The sequence below is a fragment of the Vibrio sp. 10N.261.54.E10 genome, from assembly GCF_002877735.2.
Taxonomy (GTDB): Bacteria; Pseudomonadota; Gammaproteobacteria; order Enterobacterales; family Vibrionaceae; genus Vibrio; species Vibrio crassostreae_C.
The window spans coordinates 1,432,318-1,458,651 of record NZ_MCXE02000002.1; the positions used below are offsets into that span (position 1 = coordinate 1,432,318).

At 44.8% G+C, this 26,334-nt stretch carries 20 protein-coding genes; 6 read left to right on the top strand and 14 right to left on the bottom strand.

Features of this window, described 5'->3' with window-relative positions; genetic code table 11:
* Positions 1 to 79 precede the first annotated feature (79 nt).
* Together BCU07_RS17660 and BCU07_RS17665 are read right to left on the bottom strand one after the other, a co-directional pair.
* A complete protein-coding gene (locus BCU07_RS17660; RefSeq protein ID WP_102428328.1) occupies positions 80 to 1,744 on the bottom strand; it encodes a VRR-NUC domain-containing protein in 1,665 nt (554 codons plus the stop codon).
* A gap of 57 nt (positions 1,745 to 1,801) precedes the next feature.
* The gene (locus BCU07_RS17665; protein WP_017067032.1) at positions 1,802 to 3,040 is read right to left on the bottom strand and encodes an OFA family MFS transporter; all 1,239 of its coding nucleotides are present in this window, start codon (positions 3,038 to 3,040) and stop codon (positions 1,802 to 1,804) included.
* 594 nt (positions 3,041 to 3,634) lie between these two features.
* Between BCU07_RS17665 and BCU07_RS17670 the strand changes: the two genes are divergently transcribed.
* Positions 3,635 to 4,015, top strand: coding sequence for a hypothetical protein (locus BCU07_RS17670; protein ID WP_017064770.1), 381 nt, complete (start codon positions 3,635 to 3,637; stop codon positions 4,013 to 4,015).
* A gap of 180 nt (positions 4,016 to 4,195) precedes the next feature.
* Here the strand turns inward: BCU07_RS17670 and BCU07_RS17675 are convergent, their stop codons facing one another.
* The gene (locus BCU07_RS17675; RefSeq protein WP_017060876.1) at positions 4,196 to 4,540 is read right to left on the bottom strand and encodes a YajD family HNH nuclease; all 345 of its coding nucleotides are present in this window, start codon (positions 4,538 to 4,540) and stop codon (positions 4,196 to 4,198) included.
* A 284-nt stretch (positions 4,541 to 4,824) separates the two neighbouring features.
* Here BCU07_RS17675 and yghU point away from each other — a divergent pair, with 284 nt between their 5' ends.
* Both yghU and BCU07_RS17685 read left to right on the top strand, forming a co-directional pair.
* Positions 4,825 to 5,682 carry a glutathione-dependent disulfide-bond oxidoreductase gene (yghU, locus tag BCU07_RS17680; protein ID WP_102428327.1) on the top strand — a complete coding sequence of 286 codons (858 nt, stop codon included), beginning with the start codon at positions 4,825 to 4,827 and terminating at the stop codon, positions 5,680 to 5,682.
* A 176-nt stretch (positions 5,683 to 5,858) separates the two neighbouring features.
* A complete protein-coding gene (locus BCU07_RS17685) occupies positions 5,859 to 6,182 on the top strand; it encodes a DOPA 4,5-dioxygenase family protein (RefSeq protein WP_017079771.1) in 324 nt (107 codons plus the stop codon).
* A gap of 165 nt (positions 6,183 to 6,347) precedes the next feature.
* On the opposite strand, the gene fruA is transcribed toward BCU07_RS17685, so the two are convergent.
* Genes fruA through fruB form a run of 3 tightly spaced genes read right to left on the bottom strand, consistent with a single transcriptional unit; the run spans position 6,348 to position 10,244 of the window.
* Positions 6,348 to 8,108, bottom strand: a complete 1,761-nt coding sequence (gene fruA, locus BCU07_RS17690; protein ID WP_102428326.1) for a PTS fructose transporter subunit IIBC — start codon at positions 8,106 to 8,108, stop codon at positions 6,348 to 6,350.
* A gap of 15 nt (positions 8,109 to 8,123) precedes the next feature.
* Positions 8,124 to 9,101 (bottom strand): 1-phosphofructokinase, encoded by a 978-nt coding sequence (gene pfkB, locus BCU07_RS17695; protein ID WP_017060871.1) that lies wholly within the window; start codon positions 9,099 to 9,101, stop codon positions 8,124 to 8,126.
* Positions 9,102 to 9,110: 9 nt separating this feature from the next.
* On the bottom strand, positions 9,111 to 10,244 hold the full coding sequence (gene fruB / locus BCU07_RS17700) for a fused PTS fructose transporter subunit IIA/HPr protein (RefSeq protein WP_017067036.1): 1,134 nt from the start codon (positions 10,242 to 10,244) through the stop codon (positions 9,111 to 9,113).
* A 385-nt stretch (positions 10,245 to 10,629) separates the two neighbouring features.
* Between fruB and cra the strand changes: the two genes are divergently transcribed.
* Entirely contained in the window at positions 10,630 to 11,634 is a 1,005-nt protein-coding gene (cra, locus tag BCU07_RS17705; RefSeq protein ID WP_102428344.1) for a catabolite repressor/activator, read from the top strand.
* Positions 11,635 to 11,718: 84 nt separating this feature from the next.
* Here the strand turns inward: cra and BCU07_RS17710 are convergent, their stop codons facing one another.
* From BCU07_RS17710 to nirB, 4 genes are all read right to left on the bottom strand, one after another.
* Positions 11,719 to 13,509: a bifunctional protein-serine/threonine kinase/phosphatase gene (locus BCU07_RS17710; protein ID WP_102428325.1), complete on the bottom strand. Its 1,791-nt coding sequence runs from the start codon at positions 13,507 to 13,509 to the stop codon at positions 11,719 to 11,721.
* A 168-nt stretch (positions 13,510 to 13,677) separates the two neighbouring features.
* Entirely contained in the window at positions 13,678 to 15,147 is a 1,470-nt protein-coding gene (locus tag BCU07_RS17715; protein WP_017060867.1) for a NarK family nitrate/nitrite MFS transporter, read from the bottom strand.
* 143 nt (positions 15,148 to 15,290) lie between these two features.
* Positions 15,291 to 15,635: a nitrite reductase small subunit NirD gene (nirD, locus tag BCU07_RS17720; RefSeq protein WP_012600889.1), complete on the bottom strand. Its 345-nt coding sequence runs from the start codon at positions 15,633 to 15,635 to the stop codon at positions 15,291 to 15,293.
* A gap of 58 nt (positions 15,636 to 15,693) precedes the next feature.
* Positions 15,694 to 18,276: a nitrite reductase large subunit NirB gene (gene nirB / locus BCU07_RS17725; RefSeq protein WP_102428324.1), complete on the bottom strand. Its 2,583-nt coding sequence runs from the start codon at positions 18,274 to 18,276 to the stop codon at positions 15,694 to 15,696.
* A 472-nt stretch (positions 18,277 to 18,748) separates the two neighbouring features.
* Here nirB and BCU07_RS17730 point away from each other — a divergent pair, with 472 nt between their 5' ends.
* Positions 18,749 to 21,346 carry a molybdopterin oxidoreductase family protein gene (locus tag BCU07_RS17730; RefSeq protein ID WP_102428322.1) on the top strand — a complete coding sequence of 866 codons (2,598 nt, stop codon included), beginning with the start codon at positions 18,749 to 18,751 and terminating at the stop codon, positions 21,344 to 21,346.
* A gap of 331 nt (positions 21,347 to 21,677) precedes the next feature.
* The gene (locus BCU07_RS17735) at positions 21,678 to 22,508 is read left to right on the top strand and encodes a hypothetical protein (protein WP_102428321.1); all 831 of its coding nucleotides are present in this window, start codon (positions 21,678 to 21,680) and stop codon (positions 22,506 to 22,508) included.
* Positions 22,509 to 22,631: 123 nt separating this feature from the next.
* On the opposite strand, the gene BCU07_RS17740 is transcribed toward BCU07_RS17735, so the two are convergent.
* The 4 genes from BCU07_RS17740 to BCU07_RS17755 all read right to left on the bottom strand — a co-directional run bounded on the left by BCU07_RS17740 (position 22,632) and on the right by BCU07_RS17755 (position 26,015).
* Entirely contained in the window at positions 22,632 to 22,922 is a 291-nt protein-coding gene (locus tag BCU07_RS17740) for a type II toxin-antitoxin system RelE family toxin (RefSeq protein WP_053407936.1), read from the bottom strand.
* A complete protein-coding gene (locus BCU07_RS17745) occupies positions 22,912 to 23,160 on the bottom strand; it encodes a type II toxin-antitoxin system Phd/YefM family antitoxin (protein WP_004730320.1) in 249 nt (82 codons plus the stop codon). Before BCU07_RS17745 ends, BCU07_RS17740 begins: the two co-directional genes overlap by 11 nt.
* A gap of 788 nt (positions 23,161 to 23,948) precedes the next feature.
* Positions 23,949 to 24,347 carry a hypothetical protein gene (locus tag BCU07_RS17750; RefSeq protein ID WP_017064752.1) on the bottom strand — a complete coding sequence of 133 codons (399 nt, stop codon included), beginning with the start codon at positions 24,345 to 24,347 and terminating at the stop codon, positions 23,949 to 23,951.
* 96 nt (positions 24,348 to 24,443) lie between these two features.
* The gene (locus BCU07_RS17755; RefSeq protein WP_102428320.1) at positions 24,444 to 26,015 is read right to left on the bottom strand and encodes an EAL domain-containing protein; all 1,572 of its coding nucleotides are present in this window, start codon (positions 26,013 to 26,015) and stop codon (positions 24,444 to 24,446) included.
* Positions 26,016 to 26,334: the final 319 nt, after the last annotated feature.

Consider the following 26,334-nt stretch of genomic DNA (forward strand, 5'->3'; position numbering starts at 1 on the left):
TAGCTAGATTTAAGTCCCAAGAGCTAAAAGCTAGCAGTTAAGAGTTAAGAGTTAAGAGTTAAGAGTTAAGAGCTAAGACTCATTGATTGACGTAACAAACAGAGAAGGGGACAGACAATCGCTCAAACTCTTTGATCCAGCGCCACTGGTTGTCTTGCAGTTTATCGCCAGGGCCTTTGACTTCAATCCAATGAAACTCATCGCCCTTGAACGCAATCAAATCCGGCATCCCAGTTCTAAATAGCTTTAAGTCACTCAATATCACTTTGAAGAGGTCTACAACCAAGGCATTTGGAATTGAAGCCATGCCGTGTTCGATGAGTGCTTTAGGAAAATAATTCCAATGAACAAAGGGGTTCGCGATACCTTGCTTTTCATCGTAAGTATTGAGCAAATGGTTCAGCCCATGTTTGGATATCGTCTGAAACACGGCTTCAATCTGTTCGGCTCGCTTGTCTACGAAATCTGAATGGTACAGATCCAATGGTCGATGTTGGTAACGATTGATAAAGGCGCCTTCAACGTCTGCGAAAATGACATCCCAGAAAGCCAAACCAAACAAGCCACACAGAAAACTGTTTTCTGAAAAGTAGACGTCCCAACCTTGGTTCTCAAAATGCTGCTTTACCGCAAGCTCGACTCGAGTTTGGCTGAGGTCTAATTCCAGTTTTAACTCTTTGCAGCTCGGCTTTATGGTTCGTGAAACTTTGTGCCCCTGTTTCCGTAGCAGCCGGTCTTCAAGCTTAATAGCGATTTCCAACTCTGACACATCCGATGGAGTAGCTTTCATTTGCGTGACAATGTCACACATTAAGTCTAGCGTACCTTGCTTATCATAGATGCGTGCAAGTCGTTCTCTGCTCGGAGGAAGTGTAGATTGTCTGAACCAAAAGATAGCTTGGTCGTTTAGATTAAGCCTTTCAAGATCGCGAGCAATATCATTGATCAAACGCGATCGTTTTCTGGCAATACTTCTGTGTTCTGATTCTTCAGGAATCGCATTTAAAAGCAGTTCCAGAAACTCGCCATCTTTGCGGTCACCTTCTGAATACAAGCGTTGAATATCGCGCATCTGGATTAATTGATTGAGCTGATCCCTAGAGGTGAAGAAGCGGTGTTGCTTGCTTAATGGGTAGTTCTCAAAGGTGTTTAGCCCAAGGTCGCTTAACACGAACTGACTTAAGTCTTGATAGGTGTTGGCAAAGAACAGCAACAGTAATACATCAATCACTTGAGATTCGATGACGTAAATACAGTCGAAAGAGAGGTTTTGAAATTGATCAAAAGGTTGCTGATCAAGCCGTAACAACAGCTCGTCTTTCTTGGCATTTCTATGGCTCTTAAGGGCGGGGAATACACTCAACAGCTCTGGTTTGGTGAGCAAGTGAAACCCGAGCTCGACCTCACTAATGGCGAGGTCATGCTGTTCTTCGGGATGACTCAACCCAATGAAGCCTGAGCTGTTTAGCTCTTGCAGTACGGTCTTTAGATCTGGGATCTCAACATAGTTGAGTTTATCGCTGCGAAACCAACGGCCTTTACGAGAAAGCAAACGAACCATTAGGCATTGGCTTGAAACAGAAAGACGTTTGTATGCGGACAACCAACGACATTCATCATCACTCAGAAGATCGGGGTAGAGCGTTTGAGCGTGTTCAACCAGTCGATTGAAGTTGTCGAGATAATAAGTGGGGGAGAGCTGAAGAGTGGTTTCGGTCGTCAATGGAGAAGTCGCTTGATACAAAAAGAGCCTAACCCTAAGGTTAAGCTCTTCAGTAACAAATTCAATCTTTTCTGTTGATTAAGCTTGTGATGCTTTTAGTTCAGCAACTTTAGCTTCAGAGATTGGTTTAGTGATGATTGCTAGAACAATACACACTGCCATCATAACTGCAGAGATTGTGTAAGCTAGGCCGTAACCTTCGCCGTTTGACATTGAGAAGCCAACAACTGCTGCACCGATAGCGCCGCCGATACCCCATGCCGTGTAAAGCACGCCGTAGTTAGTACCGTAGTTTTTCAGGCCGTAGAACTCAGCAGTTAGTGTTGGGAATACTGCTAGAAGCGTACCGTAACCAACCGCTGCGATAGCCGTACCAATGATTAGCGTGAATTCAGAGTTGAACGTAGCGAATAGAGCCATGTTCGCGCCTTGAAGGATGAACGCTAGAAGTAGAGTACGTACGCCACCGATTTTATCTGCAAGCATACCCGCAGCAACACGGCCGCCTGAGTTGAATACTGCAAGGATAGACGCTAGGTAAACTGCGTTTGGCAGGTTAGCTTGAACGCTAGCAATTGTAGTGATGTTACCGATGATCATTAGACCAACAGATGCAGCGAATGCGTACATGATCCATAGAGAGTAGAACTGAGGAGTCTTCAGCATTACTTTCCAAGTTAGGTCTTCAGTCTTCTTAACCGCTTTAGGAGCTTGGCCTGCTTTTACTTTAGGCTCAGCTGGCGTGTAATCCGCTGGTGGGTTGTTGATTGTTGCTGCTAGAGGTACTGCGATTGCAAGTACACCAACACCAAGAATCATAAAGCTAGTTTGGATACCCATGCTGTCGATTAGCGCAGAAGTTACTGGTGCTAGGTAAATAGCCGCAAGACCGAAGCCTGCTGCGATAAGACCGTTAACCATACCTTTCTTAGAAGAGTGGAACCACTTCATTGCTGATGGAGACAGACATGCGTAACCGAAGCCGATACCTGCACCTGTTATAATACCGAACGTGATGTTCAGCATCATAGGCGTTGTAGCGAAACCAGAAGCAATCATACCTAGGCCTGTAAGCGCTGTACCTAGGATAAGGATCTTACGTGGACCCATACGGTCTTGTAGGATGCCCGCAACAAGAAGACAAACAGAGAATGTGATAGTTGCAATAGCGTAAGGTGAAGATGCTTCAGCAGCACTCCAACCAGCTTCAGTTACTAGCGCTTTGTTAAATACACTCCAAGCATACAGGATGCCAAGACAAAGGTTGATACAGAAGCCTGCTAGCAGGATACGTGTTGCTTTATCAATCTTGCTCATTTTTATTCTCAGTTTTGTCATCGGTTAGTGGAGAGCCACTTAACTAAAGACGGGTTATTGTGATTGTTTCTTCAAAATTAGTTTGCGTTTATCAACAGATAGCGCAAAAGAGCGCGGATTATAACCAATTAAAATGTGATTGGAATCTCTTTTTCCATTTTTGGTAAATTAAATTCAATTTGTTAATAAGTTGTTTTTCATTGGTTTTTGAAATGTTTTTAACACCTCTCTATTTTGTTCTTTTTCGCTCTGTCTTCTTATTATTTCAGGGATTTTGAGGTGATGGTTTTTGAATAGACGCGTATTGCGTGCGGATATCACAGAGTTACAAATAATTTTAATTAATTTCCAAGGTTAAATTTGTGTAACAAAATAAATCGTAACAGCGCTTTGCTCATATGAGACAAGGAGTAACGGAGTTTTATTAAAAACAGAATGTTAAGCAATTGTTAAGGGTGATTTTTGTTAGTACTTTTGCTTACATTTTGTTCGATTGGAGGGGTTGTGTTGTCCGTAAAAAGTGGGAAAATAGTATGCAAACTGAGATTCCAAATTTGAAAGGATGCGTTTCCAACTTATGGTGAGGCGAGTATTATGAAACTGTTTTTAATTTTATTGATGTCAATTTCTGGTGGTGTAGCGGCAGCTGACCATATTCACTCTTTCCTATTCGGCTTCTATGTTGCGGCTCTAGCAGTTGGTAGTTGCTACTGGCTTGCATTCCGCAGTACGCGTTTCCCACAGTTGGCATTAGTGCTATTGATGTGTGGCTTTTTTGCGAAAATTGCAGTGACTGTTATCGGTGTTTCTTGGGGTATCTCGAACGATATCATTCAATCGCCGTTCATTTTCTCATTGTCATACCTGTTCTTCTTAGTGGTTGTGTCTTACGTTTGGTTTGCATACCGCGATAAATTGACGCTAAAACAACGCGCTAAGAAGGTAGAAGAGTCTCGCAAGCAAGCGGCTGCATAATTCGATTTGATTCTTAAAAAGCCTTCTTCGGAAGGCTTTTTTGATCCTGCCTACCTGAACTCTATTATTTGGTTATGACGGCAGATAAAAGAAACCCCAGTATGGTGACATACTGGGGTTACTTGTTATGTATCTATTATCTAGTAGTTACCATCTACCAAAGACTACTCTGAAGGTGTGTTATTTCTTCATCATCTTAGCGAGATCGGCGAACGGGTTGTGTGTCGCTGACTGATGATCATCTAAACTCGCTTTTGCATCCACACCATAACGCTCATGGTCAGTGTATTTTGAATGCTCATGATCGTGACAGTACAGGCACAGTAGCTCCCAGTTGCTGCCATCTTCAGGGTTGTTTGTATGGTCGTGATCCACGTGGTGAACGGTAAGCTCTCGGAGGTTTGAGTAAACAAATTCGCGCGCACATTTACCACAAACCCAAGGGTACAGTTTTAGTGCTTTTTCGCGGTAGCCTTTCTCTTGGCGAGCATACGCTGCACTCGAACCTGTGAAATCAGAAGACATTGCCAAATCCTTATCAATTGTAATACCCCGATTTTATCACAGCTTTCTTGAAGCTGTCGGTATGTCGTTCGTAAAATCATTGCTAAATGATGCAGTGGACTTATCGATATTAGATTGAAGTTTGAATACAGACTTACCTTCTACACACTAACGCTTAAGCGGGTTATGTCTTTCTGGAATAAGCCATGCTTAACAGTTTGAAAATAAATCGTATTCAGGGGTTTTAACCGCAGGCATGTGACCTAATATCAGTTTGTGAGACCCTATATTAATAAGGAAATATCATGTCAGAACAATACACTCCGCCAAAAGTTTGGGTTAACGATACTGCTGGTGGTAACAAGTGGGCAAACATCAATAGTCCTGAATCTGGAGCTCGCTTTGATAAAGAGCTTCCTGTTGGTGACCATGCTTTTCAATTGTATTCTCTTGGCACACCTAACGGTCAAAAAGTCACTATCTTGCTGGAAGAGTTGTTAGCGGCGGGTGTTAAAGAAGCTGAATATGATGCGTACTTGATCAACATCGGTGAGGCTGATCAGTTCTCTTCTGGCTTTGTTGGCGTGAATCCAAACTCCAAAATACCAGCACTTGTCGACAAGTCTGGTGACGAAGACGTGAATGTATTCGAATCGGCATCTATCTTGATGCATCTAGCAGAAAAATTTGGTCACTTCTTACCAAAAGAAGGGGCAGCAAGAACGCAAACCATTAACTGGTTGTTCTGGGCACAAGGCTCGGCACCATTCCTAGGCGGTGGTTTCGGCCACTTCTACGCTTACGCGGATGAAAAGCAAGAGTACCCAATTAACCGCTTCGCAATGGAAGCTAAGCGTCAACTAGATGTGTTAGACAAACAGCTCGCAAATAACACATTTGTGGCGGGTGACGAGTTAAGCATCGCTGATATCGCGATTTGGCCTTGGTATGGCAACCTTGTGCTAGGCAAAATTTACGATGCGGCCGAGTTTCTACAAGTTGAGTCTTACACTAATGTCGTTCGTTGGGCGAAGCAACTTGAAGCGCGCGAAGGTTTCCAACGAGGGCGAGTTGTTAACCGTTCATTTGGCGAAGAGTGGGAGCAAGTACCAGAACGCCATTCCGCAGAAGACATCGACCGTGTTTTAAAACTACGCCCGTAGTGATTTAAAGAAATAGTCAATATCACTAGAGTTTGTTTTCGATTCGTTCGAGTAACAAACTCTAGTTTTCCCATTTCAAATTGATCCTTCCGAAAGCAAGCTCACCTATTTAGGTTTGGCTATTAAAGGCGGTTTAGGTATAAACTTGCGACATCATAATTCTAAAGGATGGTGCCATGTACCACGGTCATATCTATTTCCCTCTGCGATTTGCAGAGCAAGCAGAAACACTGCGTCAGAAAATCCTCTCAGAGCGCAAAGATGTGTTAGAAACTTTCCCATTAATACAGCGTTTGGTTGGTCCACATAAGATGCCAATGTTTGAGATTCACTTTGCGAACAAAGAGTCGGGCATTGTTGAATGGCTTGAGCAAGAACGCGGTGATATGTCGGTGCTTATTCACCCTGTAACTGGCGGTGAAGAAACTTTGGATCACACAGTACGAGCGATCTGGCTTGGTCGTGAATTGGGTGTCTTTGAAGAAACGCTTACTAGCTAATCAAATATACCAATATTGCACTTAACTCATTCCGACCGGAAAATACATGAACAATAAAAAGGCTCCTCAAATGAGGAGCCTTTGTTTTAAGGAGCCGTTTTACCAAGAAACCGGTTATCAAGAGCCTCTGGTTATCGGGCTGAACCGTTAACCAGAGTAGGGGGATTAAGCCTCTGCCGTTACTTTAGAGCCGCTCATCTTTTTAAGTGCTGCGTAGCCAAAGCCTGTTACTAGCGTACCTGCTGCAATCGCTACTAGGTACATAAGTACTGGAGAGATAGCGCCAGGAATCAGTAGTACGAATAGACCGCCGTGTGGAGCCATTAGCTGTGCACCAAACATCATTGATAGAGCACCTGTTAGTGCACCACCTGCCATACAAGCTGGGATAACACGCATTGGATCTTTCGCTGCGAATGGGATTGCACCTTCAGAGATGAAACATAGGCCAAGAACGAATGATGCTTTACCTGCTTCACGCTCGCCTGCTTCAAACTTGTCTTTCACTAGGAAAGTCGCAAGGCCCATACCTAGAGCTGGAACCATACCTGCTGCCATGATAGCCGCCATTGGTGCGTAAGTTTGCGAAGCCAGTAGACCAACACCGAATGTGTAAGCGGCTTTGTTTACCGGACCACCAAGGTCGAAACACATCATTGCGCCTAGAATCACACCTAGAAGAATCGCATTAGACGTACCCATGTTGTTTAGGAAAGTTGTCATCGCGCTCATCACGCCAGAAACAGGACCACCTACGATGTAAACCATCACAAGACCAGTGAACAAACTCGCGATAAACGGAATGATCAGGATAGGCTTGAGGGCTTCCATGGACTGTGGAAGTTGAACCTTGTCGGCAATGAATTTCGCTGCGTAACCTGCAATGAAACCTGCCGCGATACCACCTAGGAAACCTGCGCCCGTTGAGCTAGCCAGCATACCGCCAATTAGACCTGGAGCCAGACCCGGACGGTCGGCAATCGAGAATGCAATGAAACCAGCAAGAACAGGAATCATCAGTGCGAATGCAGAACCACCACCGATAGTCATCAGTGCTGCTGCCAGTGTGCCTTCTTCTTTAAACGCTTCGATACCGAATACGAAAGAGAGTGCGATGATCAAACCACCCGCAACAACCACAGGAAGCATGTGAGATACACCTGTCATCAGGTGCTTGTACACGCCTTTCTTCTCGTCAGCAGGCGCTGAATTTGAAGACGCTGTGTGTTGGTATGGTTTAGCTTCTGCGAATGCTTTTTCCATCTCTTGCTTTGTTTTCTTCAAAGCAGGGCTTGTTGTAGTTTTGTACAGCGCTTTGCCGTTAAAACGATCCAGAGGAACGTCGATGTCTGCTGCGATGATAACTAGATCAGCGTCTGCGATTTCTTGGTCTGTCAGTTGGTTTTTCGCACCTACAGAGCCGCGAGTTTCCACTTTGATTTGGTGACCTAGGCGTTTGCCTTCTGCTTCAAGCGCTTCAGCTGCCATAAAGGTATGTGCAACACCCGTTGGGCAAGCCGTAATCGCTACGATCTTCTTGCTGCCTGTGCTTGCTGTTGTAGAAGAGTTTGGAGAGGTACCGGTCACTTCAACAGTGCTTTCAGCTTGAGAAGCGTCTAATACTGTTGCTTCTGCTACCGCTTTCTCTAGAAACGCTTTTGCATCTGCAGTGCATTCAGAGATAGCCGCTTGGTACACTTTCTTACCAACAAAACGTGCTTTATCAACATTTTTGTTAGCTGCGATAACTACAACGTCGCTGCTGTCGATAGCGTCTTGCGATACAGTTGAATCAGGTAACACGCTTGATTGACATTCAATAGCAGCGTTCCAACCTAGTGCTTTTGTCGCTTGCTCTAACAAGCCCGCGGCGATGATGCTGTTTGCTACGCCACTTGGGCAAGCTGTGATAATGGTAATATTCATAATAAACCTTTTGTCCTATTTGCTTGTGTCTAACTGGCTAGTTGGAGCACTAAGCGCCTGTAATTGGATATTTTGTAGTACTGAATCCAGCTCTTGTTGGCTGGTGATGCCCACGCCTACCTGTGAAACTGCTAGAGCAGATAGGGCGGTTGCGAATTTAATAAGTTCTGGTTTTGGCATCTGTTGCATTTGACCCCAACATAGACCAGCAACCAATGTGTCACCTGCGCCTACCGTGCTTACTACTTGCATGCGCGGTGGTTGAGCATGTAACCATTCACCTTGGTTAAGCCACATCACGCCTTCAGCGCCAAGTGATACCACGATATTCTCGATGCCTTTTTCACTTAGGGCTTGGCCCGCGTGTTGGCATTGGTCACGAGTTGTCAGCTCTGCATTGAACAGCTGAGACAGCTCTTCATCGTTTGGTTTGATTAACCATGGTTGTGCATTGATACCGGCTTTAAGTGCGTCACGGCTGCTATCAAATAGCACCTTCTTACCTAAATCGTGTAAGCGTTGAACCCAAGAAGCGCAAAGCTCAGGAGAGATACCTTGTGGCAAGCTGCCTGCAATGACGAAATAATCGTGCGTTTCAGCAAGTTCTAATAGGGTTTCTTCGAACGCTTTAATCGCGTCAGCATCAACAGGAACACCTGGGAAGTTGATGTCGCTTACTTGGCCTGAATTCTCTACCAATTTCACGTTAATGCGAGTTGCGCCATCAACACGGATGAAGCGGTCAGTTGCGCCCATCTCTTCAAACAGTTGGCAGAACGCTTCTTCGTTATTGCGACCAAGGAAACCTGTTACGGTCACTTTCGCGCCAAGCTCTGAAAGAACTTTTGCGACGTTTACGCCTTTGCCCGCTGCATGCAGAGAGCCTTTGTTTACTAGGCTAACTGAACCTACATTTAGTGCGTCGATAGCGCCTGTCAGGTCTAGAGCAGGGTTAAGCGTTACGGTAACGGCTTTGATTTGTTTATCAGACATATCGACTCCTTAACCTTCGCCAAGGCCTGAAGCGATAGCTTTACCAATCGATTCAAGTGCTTGTGCTGCATCTTCACCTTCAGCAACAAACTGAAGCTGGTGGCCGTGTTTAACGCCAAGCGCGATGACTTTCATCAAGCTCTTCGCGTTCACTTCTTTTCCGTCGCCATCTAGGTTTGAAACGCGGATCGTTGATTCAAACTTCTTCGCTTCAGCAACTAGCATTGCACCCGGACGAGCGTGTAGGCCGTGTGCGTTTTTGATTTTGAATACTGCGCAGTTGTCGTCGTCTTGAGACGCTGTAGAAACCGCTTCACCTTTCAGAAGGCCAATCACTTGCGCTGCGTCAGCGGCTAGCAGTTGTTGCTGTTTACCTTCGAAAACCATCTTGCTTAGGTTTGCCAGAATAGATTGGTGCGCGCTGTTACAAGCAGCAAATGCGACCAATGCTTTAACTGGTGTACCTTCGTATTCACAATGGTTGGCTGTTGAAACGAAAGATACGCCAGTGCGAGTTACACCTTTGTCGCTGCCCAACAACCACAGGCCTTGGCCTAGGTGAGTTGGTGTTTTCGTTACCAGGTCAGCAACGAATGCGTTGTCTGTGCAACCTGTGTTTTTAAGTAGGCCGCCCGCAACTGCAGACATTTGAACCATGTCGCTCGCAGGGAATAGTAGCTGAACTAAAGAAGCGTCTAGGTCTGCTTCTAGCTGAACTTCGCCGTTAAGTAGGGCGATGATTTCGTCTTCTGATTTCGCTTGCTTTAATTTCTCTTCAACGCCGTCAGCCGCTAGCACTTTCGTTAGCTGCTTAAGAATGCCTAAATGCTCGTCAGATTTCGCTGCAATACCAATTGCTACGTAAACACGGTTGCCGTCTGCCCAATCAATACCTTCAGGGAAGTGGTGTACCGCAACGCCTGTCTCTTTTACTAGGCCACGCGTATCCGTCGTTCCGTGAGGAATCGCGATGCCGTTACCTAGGAACGTAGAGTTCTGGTTTTCACGGTTCAGCATTCCTTCAACGTAACCAGAGTCAACTAAACCTTTAGCTGTCAGGTCGCCAGCAATGTTTTGGATTGCTTTGAATTTGTCTTCGGCAGTTTGGCCTAGAGTGATGTCAGATTTTGATAATTTAAGCATGGTGCCTCTTTAGCGTATCGCTTGAGAATTTGTGTATCGCTACGATTCAGTCTAGAGCAAGGTTTATGGAGCTTAACTCGTTGCTTAACTATTTGTTTTACTTTGGCTGAATCGGTTCAGCATTCAGTGTAAAAAAATTCAGCAAAGCCGATTTTGGTTTTCAAAATAGTTTTGCTGCGTGTCGTAATTTCAGTTTCGTTAACAACAAGAAGCTGAATCACGACAAATGACGCTCAATCCATTCAAAAAGATGATTGAAGTCACTTTTCAGATTTTGCTGAATCCTTTCAGCTTTTATACTGAATCGATTCAGCATATAATTCAACTAATCCAAGGATCAGAAGATTGGTTATATGATCCTACGCACAAAATACAGGTCACCCATATGACACTAGATGAGATTGCCAAACTAGCCGGTGTGTCGAAAACCACAGCCAGCTATGTGATTAATGGCAAGGCGCAGAAATACAGAATCAGTGAAAAGACACAGCAGAAAGTCATGGCAGTGGTGGAAGAGTATAACTACCGACCAGACCATGCTGCTTCGTCGCTGCGCGCTGGTAATAGCCGTTCATTTGGTTTGATTATTCCCGATCTGGAAAACAGCAGTTACGCGCGTTTAGCAAAATTGATAGAGCAGAACTCACGTAAAGTGGGTTATCAAATTTTGATTGGTTGCTCAGATGATGACGCCGAAACCGAACGTAAAGTTGCGGAAGCGCTTGTTAGCCGTCGTATCGATGCCTTGCTGGTGGCGAGCTCAATGCCAGACGCCAATGAGTTCTACTTGAAACTGCAAAACTCAGGCACGCCAGTCATCGCGATAGATCGTCCTTTAGATGATGAGCACTTTGCCTGTGTGATCAGTGAAGATTTCGAGGCTGCATTTGAACTGACGCACTCGATTCTTGATGACAGCATTCATAGTGTTGGTTTGATTGGTGCACTGCCTGATCTGAACATTTCACGTGAACGTCAGTTGGGTTTTGAAGCGGCGAATAAAGCACATACTCAACAAACAAGGCTAACAGACAACAAGCCGATGGTTGTCGGTTATGGCGAGCACTTTGACCGAGAATCAGGACGTGAGATTTTTGAGGGTTGGATTGCCAAAGGCACAGTGCCCGATGCCATTGTCACTATGTCTTATACCTTACTAGAAGGTGTGTTGGATGTGATGGTTGAAAAGCCAGAACTGATCAGCCAAGTAAAGCTGGCAACCTTTGGTGATAATCGTTTATTGGATTTCTTACCTTTTAAAGTCCACTCACTGCCACAGCAATTCGAAGTGATTGCAGACAGCGCCTTTGCTTTGGCTTTGAACGCGTCTGCTAAACGTTACCAAGCGGGTATTGAGCTAGTGCCAAGAAGCTTAGTAAAACGAGGCTAGCTCGAATTTTACGCTTGGCTAGAAGCCTCGCGTTTAGCTCGAACTTGGTTTTAACTCGAACCTGTAATTAACTCGAACTTGGTTTTAACTAGCACTGAGTAATAAGCCCATTTCTACAATGGCAACAATGCCGAGCAACAAAGCCAACACTTTCCAAAACTGGATTGGGTTTCGGTTTATCAAAGGTTGCTTGGCTTTGCTTTTCACCAAGCTTTGGTTTGGTGTGTAAAGGTCTGCTACAAAATCCCCCAACACTTGATGACGTTCGCTTGGTGATTCCGCGCAGGCTTTTTGTAATACCAAATCCACCCAGCTTGGTAAGTCAGCTCGTTTCTGTGTGATGGGTTGGTATTCCCATTGATGGTGACGAGATTGCTTAAGCGATTGTGCGGTCATTTCAGAGTAGGGTAATTCACCGGTTAGCATCTCATAGCCGATTACAGCGATAGAGAACAGATCAGAGCTGGTGGTCGCGCTGTTGTGCTTGATGGTCTCGGGTGCAATGTAATTGACCGCGCCTAATGGTGTGTCGTCTTTGTCGGTGAGCTCTCCCTCTTCAAGGCCTCTCACTAATACCGCACCAAGGTCGATGATTTTTACCTCACCATCACGTTGAATCATGATGTTCTCGGGCTTTAAGTCTCGGTGCACCATATCTGCACGTTGCAATACTCGAATGCCTTGAGTGATCTTTTCTAGTATGTCACGTACTTCATTGAGTGACGGTTTTGGATTGTCGTACATCCATTGTCTTAGGGTGATGCCTTCTACCCATTCGCAGATTTGATATAAGAATTGCGAGTTCTCTGGCGTCGGGTAAACCTTCATTACTCTCTTATTTTTCAGCAAGATCCCCGCCCATTGTTCATTAAAGAAAGCTCGAAGTTGCGAAGGGCTATCGTGATATTGAACGGAAGGGACTTTCAGCACGAACTCGGTTTGTGTATCTTTCTGTATTACACGATACACATGGCTTCTTGACCCTGCATACAACACCTCAAGTACCATGAAGTTGTCGATACTTTGCCCGAGCTTTAAAGGGGGTGGGATAGCACGTTTAGCCAGCTTCTCATGGAACTCAATCAGCGAAGGTTTAGGCAGATGGCTGACTTGCACAATCAAGCAGCTCACGTTGTCCGAGCTATTGTGGCTTAAAGCCGTGTTACAGATGGTTTGTGCCGCGTATTCGAAATCCGCTCCGGGTTTGTCGATGTGTTCCTTGAAGGTGTTGGGAGAGACAAACTCGTGCACGCCATCAGATGTCAGGATAAAGCAGTCGTTTTTCTTTATAGGTAGGGTTTGATAGTCAACGTTGAGTTGGTTGTCCATGCCTAAGGCGCGTGTTAGATAATGCTTTTGCCCCATATTCTTACGGGTGTGGTCGCGGGTCAGTTGGCGTAATTCTCCATCTCTGAGTAAGTAAATGCGACTGTCGCCAACGTGGAAGATATGTGCGGTGTTCGATTTTAATATCACGCTGCTGAACGTCGAAACGAGGGCATTGTGGTTCACTTGTTGTGCGGGATGGATATTAGAAACAGACGTATTGAAGAGCCAAGAATTGAGGGACGTTAAGACCTTTTGCGCCGAACGTTGAATGCTCCAGCTTTGGGGGGTTGCGTAATAGTCGTCGATAAACTGCATCACGCTGGTGTGACTGGCTTTCTGGCCGTGTTCACTACAACTTGCTCCGTCTGCAATGCAGGCAACACTGCCTTTCAACTCTTGCTCTGCGCGAGTTTTAGGGTGTTTTACAATGATGGCATCTTGGTTTTCATCACGTACGCCTTGATTCGAATAACCACCAAACTTAAGCGTTAACTGGTTGTTGGATTCTGGCGTGATGACTTGCCCTTGGCTGAATGAAATTGTCATAACTTGTCTTCTTCTTAACTGCTCTTCTTCCCGCTTCCTTGACAGAACATCCTAGGAAGAACAAAAGCCCTAGTGAACTTAGAGCCTTTGAACGAAGCACCTAGCATTGATGTATCCGCTAAGGTGCCTCTCCCGATTCAATAATATCAATGCTTCTTAGTACAGACCCTAGCTTGAAACATTAATCAGCGTGACACTGCCGTCGTCGTTTACTTCGGCGATTTGACCGTTAGGCTCTTCCATGAACAGCAGAGTCACAAAGCCAAGTACCGCTGTTGCAGCAATCACTAAGAAGAAGGTTTGGTAGCTCACGAATGACAACACAGTTAGGTAAACTACCGCACCCACGTTGCCGTAAGCACCCGTCATACCAGCAATTTGACCTGTCATACGACGCTTGATTAGAGGAACCGTTGCGAATACCGCACCTTCACCCGCTTGCACGAAGAAAGAACACGCCATCGCCGCGACAACTGCTAGCCATACAGGCCATGTGCTGTCGACTTGACCCATTGCGAAGTAACCCACCGCAAGGCCAATCGTTAGAATAAGCAGTGTTGGTTTACGACCGAATTTATCTGAAATCCAACCACCACCTGGGCGAGACATTAGGTTCATAAAGGCATAAGCCGATGCAACCATACCTGCAAGAACCGGTGTTAATTCAAAGGTTTCAGAGAAGAACAGTGGCAGCATAGAAACCACAGCCAGTTCAGAACCAAATGTCGCGAAGTACAATACGTTAAGTACCGCCACTTGCTTGAATTTGTATTGGTGAATCTCTGGTACTTCTTCTTTAAATACGTTCTTGTTTACTTTCCAAACTTGCGACACTTCGTACACGTAAAGCGCAGCCAAACCTGCATACACAGAGTAAACCGCCATGTCAGATAACATGTTGATGTTGCTTGGTGATAGCTTCCAAGTCAGTAGCGCTAAAGCGGCATACATAGGGATCTTCATAATAAGTAGGAAGAAAAAGTCACCCTTTGATGTCACTTCCATCGCTGTTACTTGAGCAGGCTTGAAGTAAGTTGAACCTTTTGGTGTATCTGACACGTTTTTGTAGAAGATAAACGAGAACGCTAAGCTCATTACGCCAGTAATACCAACCGCATAACGCCAGCCGTCTTCACCACCAAACGCTAGAGCGAGAGTTGGAAGTGTGAACGCTGCTGCTGCTGAACCGAAGTTACCCCAGCCGCCGTAAATACCTTCTGCAGTACCCAGTTCGTTGTGTGGGAACCATTCAGACACAAGACGAATACCGACAACGAAACCTGCACCAATGAAGCCCAGTAGGAAACGAGCGATTGCTGCTTGAATGAAAGAGTCTGCCAGAGCAAACATGAAACAAGGGATAGAACAGACCGCGAGTAGCGAAGAGTAAACCAACCTTGGGCCGTATCTATCGGTTAGCATGCCTATTGCGACACGTGCCGGAATGGTCAATGCAACGTTGAGGATCAGGAGGGTTTTGATCTCTTCAGTAGAAAGACCAAGCGTAGTTTTTACCATTTGCAGTAATGGGGCAAAGTTGAACCACACAACAAAGGTAATGAAAAAGGCCATCCAGCTTAGGTGTAAGACCTTCATCTTACCCGTAAATGAAAGCAGCGAAAATTTAGTGTTATCCATGGTTTAAATCCTTTAAATCTGGAAAATTACCCGGTTTGTGCACCTGCGTTACTTCCGAACTTAGAACGCTTTTAATGTGCATAAACCCTGTGCCGAAATTGCGCACGCTAATAAGCGTTTGCATGATGGTGTCGGCGGTTTAGTTAACTGGCGATAGCAAGTGGTGCGAGAACTTGAACTTGTTCTCCTTGCTTGCGAACTTCAAATTTCACGAGCTTGAGCTCAGGCTGTTCAAGACATTCGCCAGTTTCTAAGTGGTAATGCTGCTTGTATAAGGGTGAGGCCACGTAAGGTTCTCCACTTAATGAACCAATTATACCACGTGACATCACATTCGCCTTGCCGATAGGGTCGTAATTAGAGAGCCCATAAAGCGTGTCGCTGCGCTTGCAGTAAAAAATAGCCACTTGGTTATCGTCTACTTTGGCGCAAATTCCCCCGTTTGGGGTTAGATCGCTGGTGCTGCATACGGTTGTCCAATTTTCCATGATTTTCTCCTAGTCTAAAATTGAGTTTTTATTTTTTTATTGATGAACCTGATGAAATTTATGAAACCTCAGTCACTTCGATTTGGTCTGCTTTAGCGAGCTTTTCATCGCGTTTTGAATTCGAAGCATCACTCAAGCTCGGCTTAGGAAAACGCTGCTCTCGCTCTTTGATGAAAGAGAGGCTAGTGTCCATTTCTTCACTGTTGATGTAGTGCTGGAAGCGCTTCATCTTCTCAGGGTTTTCAATGGTGGTTTTCCATTCACACTGGTACTTCTCGATGTTGAGTGCGATGTCCGCTTCGAGTTCTTCAGCTACGTTGAGCTTGTCTTCAATCACGACTTGCTTGAGGTATTCAATGCCGCCTTCGAGGTTCTCCATCCATACCGATGTACGCTGTAAGCGGTCTGCGGTACGTGTGTAGAACATCAAAACGCGGTCGATGTATTTAAGGAGTGTGGTTTCGTCTAAATCAGTGGCGAATAGGTCTGCATGACGAGGACGCATACCGCCGTTACCACAGATGTAGAGGTTCCAACCTTTGTCGGTGGCGATAACACCAATGTCTTTCGATTGGGCTTCTGCACATTCACGAGTACAGCCTGAAACCGCAAACTTGATCTTGTGTGGTGAACGCAGGCCTTTGTAGCGGTTCTCAAGTCGAATCGCTAAGCCAACACTATCGTCGACACCGTATCGACACCAAGTGCTACCGACACAAGATTTCACGGTACGAACCGATTTACCGTAGGCGTGGCCCGTTTCAAAACCTGCATCAATCAGCTTTTTCCAGATGATAGGCAGTTCGTTAAGCTGTGCGCCAAACAAGTCGACACGCTGACCGCCCGTGATTTTGGTGTAGAGGTCGAACTCTTTAGCAACTTCGCCAAGCACGATCAATTTATCTGGAGTGATTTCACCGCCAGCAATACGCGGAACCACCGAGTAAGTGCCGTCTTTTTGCATGTTGCCAAGGTAGATGTCGTTGGTGTCTTGCAGCTCGATATGTTGATCTTCAAGGATGTAATCGTTCCAGTACGAAGCCAGTATCGAACCGACAGCCGGTTTACATACAGTACAACCCAATCCGTTGCCGTGAGAATCTAACAGCTCGTCGAAGGTCTTGATTTTGTTGACGCGGATGATGTCGGTAAGCTCTTGACGAGAATAAGCAAAGTGCTCACAGATATCGTTAGAGACTTCCACACCTAAGTTACTTAGTTCGCTATCGAGAACCTGTTTCGCAAGGGCAGAACAACCGCCACAACCTGTTGAAGCATTAGTGGTTTCTTTCAGTGCAGCCATCGTGGTGCAGCCAGCAGAAACCGCGTCTTTAATATCGCCTTTAGTCACATCAAAACATGAACAGATCACAGCGCTATCAGGCAGAGCTTCAACACCCATTGCCGAGCCAGAATCATCGGCCACGTTAGGTAAAATCAATACCGATGGGTTTTCAGGAAGGGGCATATCATTTTGCTTGATTTGCAGTAGCGAACCGTAGGCTTCTGCATCACCCACTAACACAGCACCAACAATCTTTGTGCCGTCAGCCGAGATGATCAGGCGCTTATAAACTTGTTCTATTTCATCGTTGTAGGTATACGATTGAGCACCTTCTGTCTTGCCGTGCACTTCACCAATACTGGCAACATCGACGCCAAGCAGTTTGAGCTTGGTGCTCATGTCGGCGCCAGTGAACGCAGCGTCGTCAGGACCGTCAGAGACAATATGCGAAGCCGCGACTTTCGCCATGGAATAACCGGGCGCCACTAAGCCGAAGATCTTGTTATCCCAAAGGGCACATTCTCCAATGGCGTAAACGTTGTCGATATTGGTTTGACAGTGATTGTTGATCACAATACCGCCACGCTCGCCAATCTCGACATCAGAGCTGCGAGCTAGAGCATCTTGAGGGCGAATACCGGCAGAGAATACGATCATATCGGTTTCTAAATGGGTGCCATCGGCGAAGTTCATACGGTAGCGAGCGTTTTCTCCGTCGACTATTTCAGAGGTCGCTTTCTCGGTGTGAACCTGCACCCCAAGGTCTTCAATCTTTCTGCGCAGTAGCGCACCGCCACCGTCATCTAATTGTACGGCCATTAGGCGAGGCGCGAATTCAACCACATGAGTTTCCAAACCAAGGTTTTTGACGGCGTTTGCGGCTTCTAAGCCAAGCAGACCACCACCAATCACCACGCCAGATTTGCTGCCTTTGCTTGAAAGCTCGATGGCGTCTAAGTCTTCGATGGTGCGATAAACGTGACAGTGTTCTTGGTCGTTACCGGGAATAGGGGGAACAAAAGGGAAAGAGCCCGTCGCCAAGATTAGCTTGTCGTAACTTTCAACGTGACCACTTTCAGTGATGACTTGTTGATTGGCGGTGTCTAGCTTGGCAACCTTCTGGTTCAACAAGTAGTTCACGCCGTTGCTTTGGTAATACTCTTCACTGGTCAATGACAGGTCATCAGCGCTTTTACCATTAAAGTAAGCCGTTAGCTGAACACGGTCGTAGGCCAGCCTTGGCTCTTCACTAAAAGTAATCACATCAAACTCATCACTCTCTGATTGCAGGATGTTGTCGATAAATTTGTGTCCAACCATGCCGTTACCAACAACGACGATTTTCTTCTTGCTCATAATCCATTCCTTATTCTCGGCGTCACCATCACTAGCATCTAATTTCTAGTCGTTAGCAGATGAATACCGGGTTGAGATTCCACTCAATTCATAATCATCAAGAAAAACAAAAATGTTTTTTCTAAGTCTTGGTTTTTAGTGGAGCAAGGAGGATGCCAGATTACGGTTCGTTCATTTAAATAAAAATTAACTTATAATTTTCAGTGGTTTAAAAAATAGAGGTGGCACGCAATTACCCCTAAAGTGGTATGTAAAATTTTTGTTAGATTTATATAAATGAGCGTTTGTGGTGCAACTTTCAGCAAGATGGTGCAAAAATTAAGTTTCTATCTTGGTTAAGTTCTAATTGGTTCATTGCTGATATTTGTGTTTTTATTAAGTTGTTGTTTTTAGGTGAAATTATTTGCTATTCATCAGCTGCTATTAAGTGGCGTGTTATTTGCTTATTTTTAGTTATTACAATTATGGATAATTGAGTGAGAAACGGATGACCGATTCAAACAGCGGCTGGATAAAATCGACCTGTGCTTATTGTGGTGTAGGGTGTGGAATAGAAGCGAGACCGACATCGTTAGGAAAACTAGAAGTGCGTGGTGATAAAGATCATCCATCAAACTATGGAAAGCTATGCACTAAAGGGATTGCGCTCGGCGACACCGTCACGCCTTTAGGTCGTCTTACACAGCCTGCTCATATTCAGAATGAGCAAAAACAAGAGCTAGATTGGAACAGTGCCACTCAGTTGGTCGCAGACAAATTTAATCAAACCATCGAAGAATTTGGGGCCGATTCGGTTGCGTTCTATGTGTCTGGTCAGCTGCTTACCGAAGACTATTACGTTGCCAATAAACTGATGAAAGGCTTCATTGGTAGTGGCAACATCGACAGTAACTCTAGGCTATGTATGGCTTCAACTGTGGTCGGGCATAAGCGTGCATTTGGCGCAGACACCGTACCGGTATGCTACGAAGATCTCGAGCAAGCCGATCTAGTCGTGATTACAGGCTCAAACCTAGCATGGTGTCACCCGGTACTTTTCCAAAGATTAAGAGCCGCGAAACAAGCCAACCCCGCATTGAAAGTTATCGTCATCGACCCGCGTTATACCGACACTTGTGAAATTGCAGATATTCACTTGGCATTGGAATCTGGCTCAGACGTGGCGCTGTTTAACGGCTTATTGGGCTATCTCGACGATAACGACAAGCTAGATGCAGACTACATAGAAAACCACACCCAAGGCTTTACTGAATCGATTCGATCTGCGACTCACTACCGTTATACAGAGTCAGGTTATACCGAATCAGGCTGGGGCGACAAAAGTGTTCCTGAACTTACAGGGTTAACAGAGCAGCAGCTAAAACAGTTCTACAGTTTGTTTGCATCGAACGAGAAGGTGCTGACCATTTACTCCCAAGGCGTGAACCAATCGACACAAGGGTGCGATAAGGTAAACGCCATTATTAACTGCCATTTAGCCACCGGGAAAATTGGCAAGCCGGGCATGGGGCCATTCTCTGTAACGGGCCAGCCGAACGCAATGGGTGGCCGAGAAGTGGGCGGTTTAGCCAATACCTTAGCGGCGCACTTTGAATTTGGTGATCCGCAATCACACCAAACCGTCAGCGAGTTCTGGCAAACCGATAGCTTAGCCACACATGCGGGTTTAAAAGCGATTGACCTGTTTGATGCCATGAATGAAGGCAAAATCAAAGCCGTGTGGATCATGGCAACCAACCCAGTTGTGAGCCTGCCTGATAGCGAAAAAATCAAAACTGCATTAGAGAAGTGCCCATTTGTGGTGGTGTCGGACTGCATTGCCGATACTGAAACCACTCGCTTGGCCGATGTAGTGCTACCCGCGCAAGGGTGGAGCGAAAAGTCGGGCACCGTGACTAACTCTGAACGCCGAATTTCACGCCAGCGCCGCGTGTTACCAAGCCCAGGGGAAGCCAAACCCGATTGGTGGATTCTAAAAGAAGTCGCACAAAAAATGGGATTCAAAGAGCAATTTGAGTTCCGCCACGAAGGTGAGATCTTCAAAGAGTATTGCGAGATGACAGCGCTCGGCAATGAATCAGGCAAAGCACGTGACTTGTGCTTAATTGGACTCACGCAACTGGATGAGAAAGGCTATGGCGAACTCACTCCACAGCAATGGCCAGTGTTAGAGTATCAACCAGAGATCATTGAGCAACGCATGTTCACCAATGGCGAGTTCTTTACTGAATCAGGCAAAGCGCAGTTTATTGCAGTTGAGCACGACAAACCGATTGCCGATACCAGCCTTGAATTCCCGCTTATCATGAACACAGGTCGAATCAGAGACCAATGGCACACCATGAGCCGCACAGGTTTGGCGGCAGGCTTAGGTGAACACACCCCAGAACCGTTTGTCGCCATCCACCCAGATACCGTTTCAGAACTGAACTTGGATGAATTTGGGCTAGATGCTTTCAACCACGCGACTATTAACCCTGTGGTGAAAGTGCGCAGCGCACAAGGGGAGTGCCAAGCGCGCTTAGTGGTGACCAAAGAGATGCGCCGTGAACAAGTCTTCATGCCTATCCACTGGAACGCACCCACCGCCAAAGACAGCAAACCATGCGAACTAATCTTGCCTCATACCGATGCCGCATCAGGTCAACCAGAATTCAAACATACCCCAGTGATGGTTGAACCGTGTGGCTATCGCAGCGAAGCCGCACTGGTCAGTGACAAGGTGATGGATTGCAGCGGCTTTGATTATTGGGTTCGCCAAAGAGTGGAGGGCGGTTTTCTGTATCGAATATCTTCCTCTAAGAACCCAATGGAGTTGGTGATTCAGCTTGCTAATACCCTCGATGCCTTGCCAGAACCTAACGCGGAGGCGATCAAATCACTCCATTATCATGGCAATAAATCATTCAAGAACTACGGCTCTGCCAAGCTGGGTCAGTCTGGCGTAAAGCAAGCCTTCGTGGTGAACAGTAAGCTAGACCATCAAAGCATCGACTGGCTGGTGGAATGCCTAACCCGAGAAGCCGATGAAGAGTTCGAAGCCGAGTTTTTGAGCACCATGGCGAAGTAGTTACTACCTCCCACTCATCATACCTATAGCAAAAACGCCGACAATCATGTCGGCGCTTTTTTTGTTTGAGAATACAACTTCCAAGATACAACCTTCATAGCCTGAACTGCGGTTTACTCACATATTGGGGAGTTTTCTGCATTTTGCCGGAACTATATGGAAAATTTCTGCTTTTCGTCATGTTTGATACAAAGATAAGTAGGTAAGATGATGTTATTAAATGAGTTATTAGACTAAGTGCAGCGAGTCTTGGAAACTAGACAGAATTGTTTCAGGGACAAAATGCAGAATTATTCTGTCTAATATAGCTGTTATAAGAATTTGGTGGGTTATGTACTATCTGAAGAAAAATGTAATTGGAAACGTTCCGGTTGTAGAAATTAAAGAAGCGGAATACTTGGAGATAATTCACTCAAATAGAGTATTAAGATGCGGTTTATCGATAGAAGAAAAATTTGAAATAATGAATTCAAACCTAAAAGAATTTGAATTGGACGTTTGTAATGAAACTATGCTCAATGATGCATTTAGGTCTATGGATTACAATGGCGTATTTAATTTTCGTATTCTAATTGAGCGTAGGCTGGCAAACCTATTAACGTCTACCAAAACATATGTAGATCAAATTCCTTCTGCGGCTAGAGATTCGTTTCATAATCAACCTGAGATATTAAAAGATGCAAAGAAGTACTTTAATGAAATGTATGATGCATCTTTTGAATATCGATTTATGGAAATGATACGTAACCATGTCCAGCACAATGGTATAGCTATCCATACTCTAGAGCACGCATCAGAGCTCACGGAACGAGGAGTACAGAATAAAGTAATGGTATTTTCCACTCAGGAACAACTTGCTCAGAATTCGAAAAATAAGAAAGCAACCTTAAAAGAAACACCCGAGTCAGTTGATCTTTTGCAAGCAAGTAAGGTGTATGTTTCTAGGCTAACTGATGTTCACCACAGGATTCGCAGTTTGACTGCTGCTAATGTCACATCCGCTAGGAAGGTGTTTGAGTCGGCTATAGCCCGTTATGAAAGTGCAGGTGGTGACTGTTTAGGCTTGACGGTATTTACTGAAGATACACATCATGAACCTATTCAAATCGCACTAGAATTCGATGATGTCCGCCTAATGTTACTTGATAGAAACAAGTTGTAAGTATGGCGTCTACATTCTTATAACAAGGTATTTAAACGGAACTAAAACAGTGGGTTACGTTCCGCTTCGCTTCACAGTATAACCCACAATTTTAGTCCGCTTAATGCGGCGTTGATACCGCAATCAATCATCTAACCTTTTCATAGCGTTACGGTAAACATCGCTACGTTCGCGTTTTCCGACTGCTAAGACGGTTACAATGATGACATCGTCTTCAACTTTGTAGACGAGACGGTAGCCCGATTGGCGCAGCTTAATCTTATACATGTTGTCAGCTCCAGAGAGTTTTGAAGCCGGAACATGCGGGTTATCTAAACGCTCGATTAGCTTTTTCTTAAATTGTTGTTGAAGCGTTGAGCCAAGCTTTTTCCACTCTTTGAGTGCACTCTTTTTAAAGTCGAGTTTATAGGTCATCAATATTTACCGAAATACTCTCTTCAGATTCACGCTCTTTCGCAATAGTTAGTAGTTCAAGATCTTCGAGTCTGTCCATCATCATTTCGTACGCTTCGGCTGGTACGCAATAAAATGCTGGCTCATTTCGGTTCAGTACAGCAACAGGTTCACCGTAAGCACTAGTTGCAACTTTCATAGGGTTAGCTTTCAACTCAGTAATGCTTGCAGCAACATCGGCTAAAATTCTAGTGGTCATGTAATAGGTCTCTTAAGTGGTCTTTGTTTTGGTCATTTTAGCCTCAACCAAGAGGTATAACAAGTTGCTTAAGAATAATTCGCAACGCGTGGCATTTTTACTATGCGTTGGTTTATGTGTTTAAGGTATTATGCGGAGGCTAAGGTATTGGTTTGCTCACACCTTAGCAAGGCGTAAAGTGTCGATATCTTGGGATAATAGTTCTAGATATCTAATTCAGAATAGCTGCGTAAACCTTAATTTAGAGGCTCTTGAACCATGGTATTACTTATAGTTTGGTTGGCTATTTGGGTTTCTTCAGTCAAGCCACTTGCTTCTGTCGCCCGACGAACATACCGCATTAGAGTACAAAGTAGTTCGAATGGTTGGAAAAGTATTTTGTTTTCTATATTGGCTCACCTTACCTTTGTTCAACTATTTAGCTTTCCTGTAGATAGTTGGTTTTACTGGGTACTTCCAGTACTAAATGTTTTGTTTGTTATGCACATGCTCTTGCTCTTGGATTTGGTTCTAGATCGTTATAGTGTGGTTGATACTTCACGTTTTACCCATCGTTCAATTGCACCTTTTTTGGTGTCATGTAGTGCATTTATTGCAATGCTTTTCTACTCAGCTTATCTCAATGATGCAATACTGAGGGGAGTATGTATTGCTGCTCTCTCAATAGGTTTGACAGGGTTTCTAGTAACTTATAGAAATGTAAAATAGGGTCATACAGCTAACAGAGTATTTTAGGTTGATAAGAATCAACCCAACCAAACAGGGCGCCAATAACGGCGCCCTTTGTGTTAGTTGGACACGCTGTAAGTGTCGTAATTGCGAAGTAAGAAGATTGCGATACAGGCTGCGAGCATTGGCCAAGAGGCGAAGAACAGTAGGTTGTTGAACGGGTCCATGTATTTTCCAAAAGAGGAAAAGGTTGAGCCTGCATGAAGGACTAAAATGGCTCCGTAGGTGTACTTTTTCCACATGCCTACAACGAATGCGCCTAAAAATCCGAGCTGCGCGACACCCAGAGCCATCATCGCATTGTTCGAGATGTCGATGCCGTAAAAGCCAGACAGTACTTTTGTCGCGTGCTCAGGGACAAGGATCTTATCTAAGCCCCAGAACAAGAAGACGATAAAAATGCCGATTCTCAGCAGTAGTAGGCTAGTCGCCAGTTTGGTTTGAAGTGTCTTTTCCATGATATCCCTTGTGATGCATTCAATGATGCGATGGTTTAAATGTTCATCAAAGGAGACCCATAGCCTTCGCATTTTCTTTCGTTGTTTTTTAGTGCCTTATGTAACAAGGAATGTCTGGTTGGTTTGTTCCTCAACGTTATCGGACTCAAAATGCTGCTGCCTGAGTAAGCTGACAGTCAGGTTTATCGGCATCGGCTTATAAAAATAGAAGCCTTGGATATAGTCGACACCAAGCTTAGATAAGATTTTTACTTGTGACTCATACTCGACACCTTCGACGATCACTTGCATCCCTAAGGTGCGTGATAGTTGAAGCATGGACTCTAGCAAAGGGAGACCAAAGCTGGATTCGTCGGATATGTTTTTCACGAACACGCGATCAATCTTGAGAATGCTGAACGGGAACTGTCTTACGAAATCTAACCCTGCGTAGCCTGTACCAAAATCATCAATCGCAACTCTTACGCCCATGTTCGATAGTTTGGTTAGGTTGTCTCTAATTTTGACCATGTCGGCATCAGAACATTCACCATCTTCGGTTACTTCAAAAACTACCTGTTTGAGAATCTCAGGGTGTCTTTTAAAGATGCTGATCACTTTGTTAGAGAAGTTACTGTTAGACACTACGTTGCGGCTGATGTTGACGCTGATGTACTTTGAGTCGAACACATCTTGATTGCTTTTCAACGTCATTAATACTTTGCGTAGCACGAAGTAGGTGAGCTCCTCAATTAAGCCTAAGCTTTCAGCAAGCGGGATGAAAATAGCCGGGGAGACGTTACCTTCAATTGGGTCGTTCCATCGCAATAATGACTCACAGCCGACGATCTCGTTGGTGTTTTGGTTAACGATAGGCTGCATGTGAACATGAAGGTGCTGGTTTTTTAGCGCACTTGAAAGCGAATATTCTAAGCTGCGTTGGCTCTGCTTTTTATGCTTGATGGAAAGGAGAATAATGGTCGTGATTCCGGCCATCAAAAAGCCAAACCATAAATAACTCAACATGAAGTGAAGATAAAACTGATACCCAATGTATGAGGTGATGGTTAATGGGTAGGTGTTCGATTGTATCCGCACCTTGGCGATTGATGAGTCAATATCGATAGGGTGGATATCTCTTTTGATCACTTCAACTTTGGCCTGTATTCCATGGTTGCTGAGGCTTGTTTCAACAAGGTCATAGATGAAGTGTGGCGGAATCATCAGGCTCACTCCGGCATCTTCTTTGTTCGAGAAAATGAGCATGATGGACTGAACTTGCGTGATGGCCGAGTTGGAATACGACAGGGTTGTTAAATTCGGGTCGTCATTGAGTCGCTGCCTGATGGTGCTGTATAGGCGAAATGAAACGTCACCATCGGTGGTTGAACAGTAAAATCGGTTCTGTTTATTGAATACCGCTGCTTCTTTTACCCAATCGGCTTCAAAAACGTTTTGTCGAAGCTGTCTAACGATCGCGTCGCAAGACTGTTCAGGTCTAACTTCAGATAAAAAACGGTCGAACCTTGATTGGATCCTTTCTAACCTAGTTTCGACTAACCTTGATGTGTCTTCGGTTAATGTTTGGTAGTGATACGGTGTAAAAGGAATGAGCATTGCCATGGAAAAAAAGAAAGAGATGGCAAAGTAAAATGAAGTCTTGGCAATGTTTTGGTACTTGATATCCATAGTTGGAGAAGCGTTACCGATTTATGTGAGCATTCGATTTAATTTATAAAGTTAGCGTTTAGGTAGCAATATAAATAATTAATAGTGTGAATGCAGGCACGAATTATTGATATAAATAATATGTTTTCTAGTTTTACCAGCAAAATCTGAGCGTTATCTCGTTTATTTGAGTTGGCGAGGCGTCATTTTTGATGATTCATGCGGATAACAAATGCTTATATCCTGATAAATTTTATTGTTATTTGCTCTGGCTGAATGAGCTGAATGAGCTGAATGAGCTGAATGAGCTAAATATTGAGCCACGTTTAAATAAATAAAG

Coding starts and splice junctions, on each gene's coding strand:
- nirD (WP_012600889.1), bottom strand. CDS start 15,635: ATGGAAAATTGGACAACCGTATGCAGCACCAGCGATCTAACCCCAAAC.
- BCU07_RS17750 (WP_017064752.1), bottom strand. CDS start 24,347: ATGGAAAAGACACTTCAAACCAAACTGGCGACTAGCCTACTACTGCTG.
- BCU07_RS17740 (WP_053407936.1), bottom strand. CDS start 22,922: ATGACCTATAAACTCGACTTTAAAAAGAGTGCACTCAAAGAGTGGAAA.
- fruB (WP_017067036.1), bottom strand. CDS start 10,244: ATGCTTAAATTATCAAAATCTGACATCACTCTAGGCCAAACTGCCGAA.
- BCU07_RS17675 (WP_017060876.1), bottom strand. CDS start 4,540: ATGTCTTCTGATTTCACAGGTTCGAGTGCAGCGTATGCTCGCCAAGAG.
- BCU07_RS17715 (WP_017060867.1), bottom strand. CDS start 15,147: ATGGATAACACTAAATTTTCGCTGCTTTCATTTACGGGTAAGATGAAG.
- BCU07_RS17735 (WP_102428321.1), top strand. CDS start 21,678: ATGTACTATCTGAAGAAAAATGTAATTGGAAACGTTCCGGTTGTAGAA.
- BCU07_RS17755 (WP_102428320.1), bottom strand. CDS start 26,015: ATGGATATCAAGTACCAAAACATTGCCAAGACTTCATTTTACTTTGCC.
- BCU07_RS17710 (WP_102428325.1), bottom strand. CDS start 13,509: ATGACAATTTCATTCAGCCAAGGGCAAGTCATCACGCCAGAATCCAAC.
- fruA (WP_102428326.1), bottom strand. CDS start 8,108: ATGAATATTACCATTATCACAGCTTGCCCAAGTGGCGTAGCAAACAGC.
- nirB (WP_102428324.1), bottom strand. CDS start 18,276: ATGAGCAAGAAGAAAATCGTCGTTGTTGGTAACGGCATGGTTGGACAC.
- cra (WP_102428344.1), top strand. CDS start 10,630: ATGACACTAGATGAGATTGCCAAACTAGCCGGTGTGTCGAAAACCACA.
- pfkB (WP_017060871.1), bottom strand. CDS start 9,101: ATGTCTGATAAACAAATCAAAGCCGTTACCGTAACGCTTAACCCTGCT.
- BCU07_RS17670 (WP_017064770.1), top strand. CDS start 3,635: ATGAAACTGTTTTTAATTTTATTGATGTCAATTTCTGGTGGTGTAGCG.
- BCU07_RS17665 (WP_017067032.1), bottom strand. CDS start 3,040: ATGAGCAAGATTGATAAAGCAACACGTATCCTGCTAGCAGGCTTCTGT.
- yghU (WP_102428327.1), top strand. CDS start 4,825: ATGTCAGAACAATACACTCCGCCAAAAGTTTGGGTTAACGATACTGCT.
- BCU07_RS17685 (WP_017079771.1), top strand. CDS start 5,859: ATGTACCACGGTCATATCTATTTCCCTCTGCGATTTGCAGAGCAAGCA.
- BCU07_RS17745 (WP_004730320.1), bottom strand. CDS start 23,160: ATGACCACTAGAATTTTAGCCGATGTTGCTGCAAGCATTACTGAGTTG.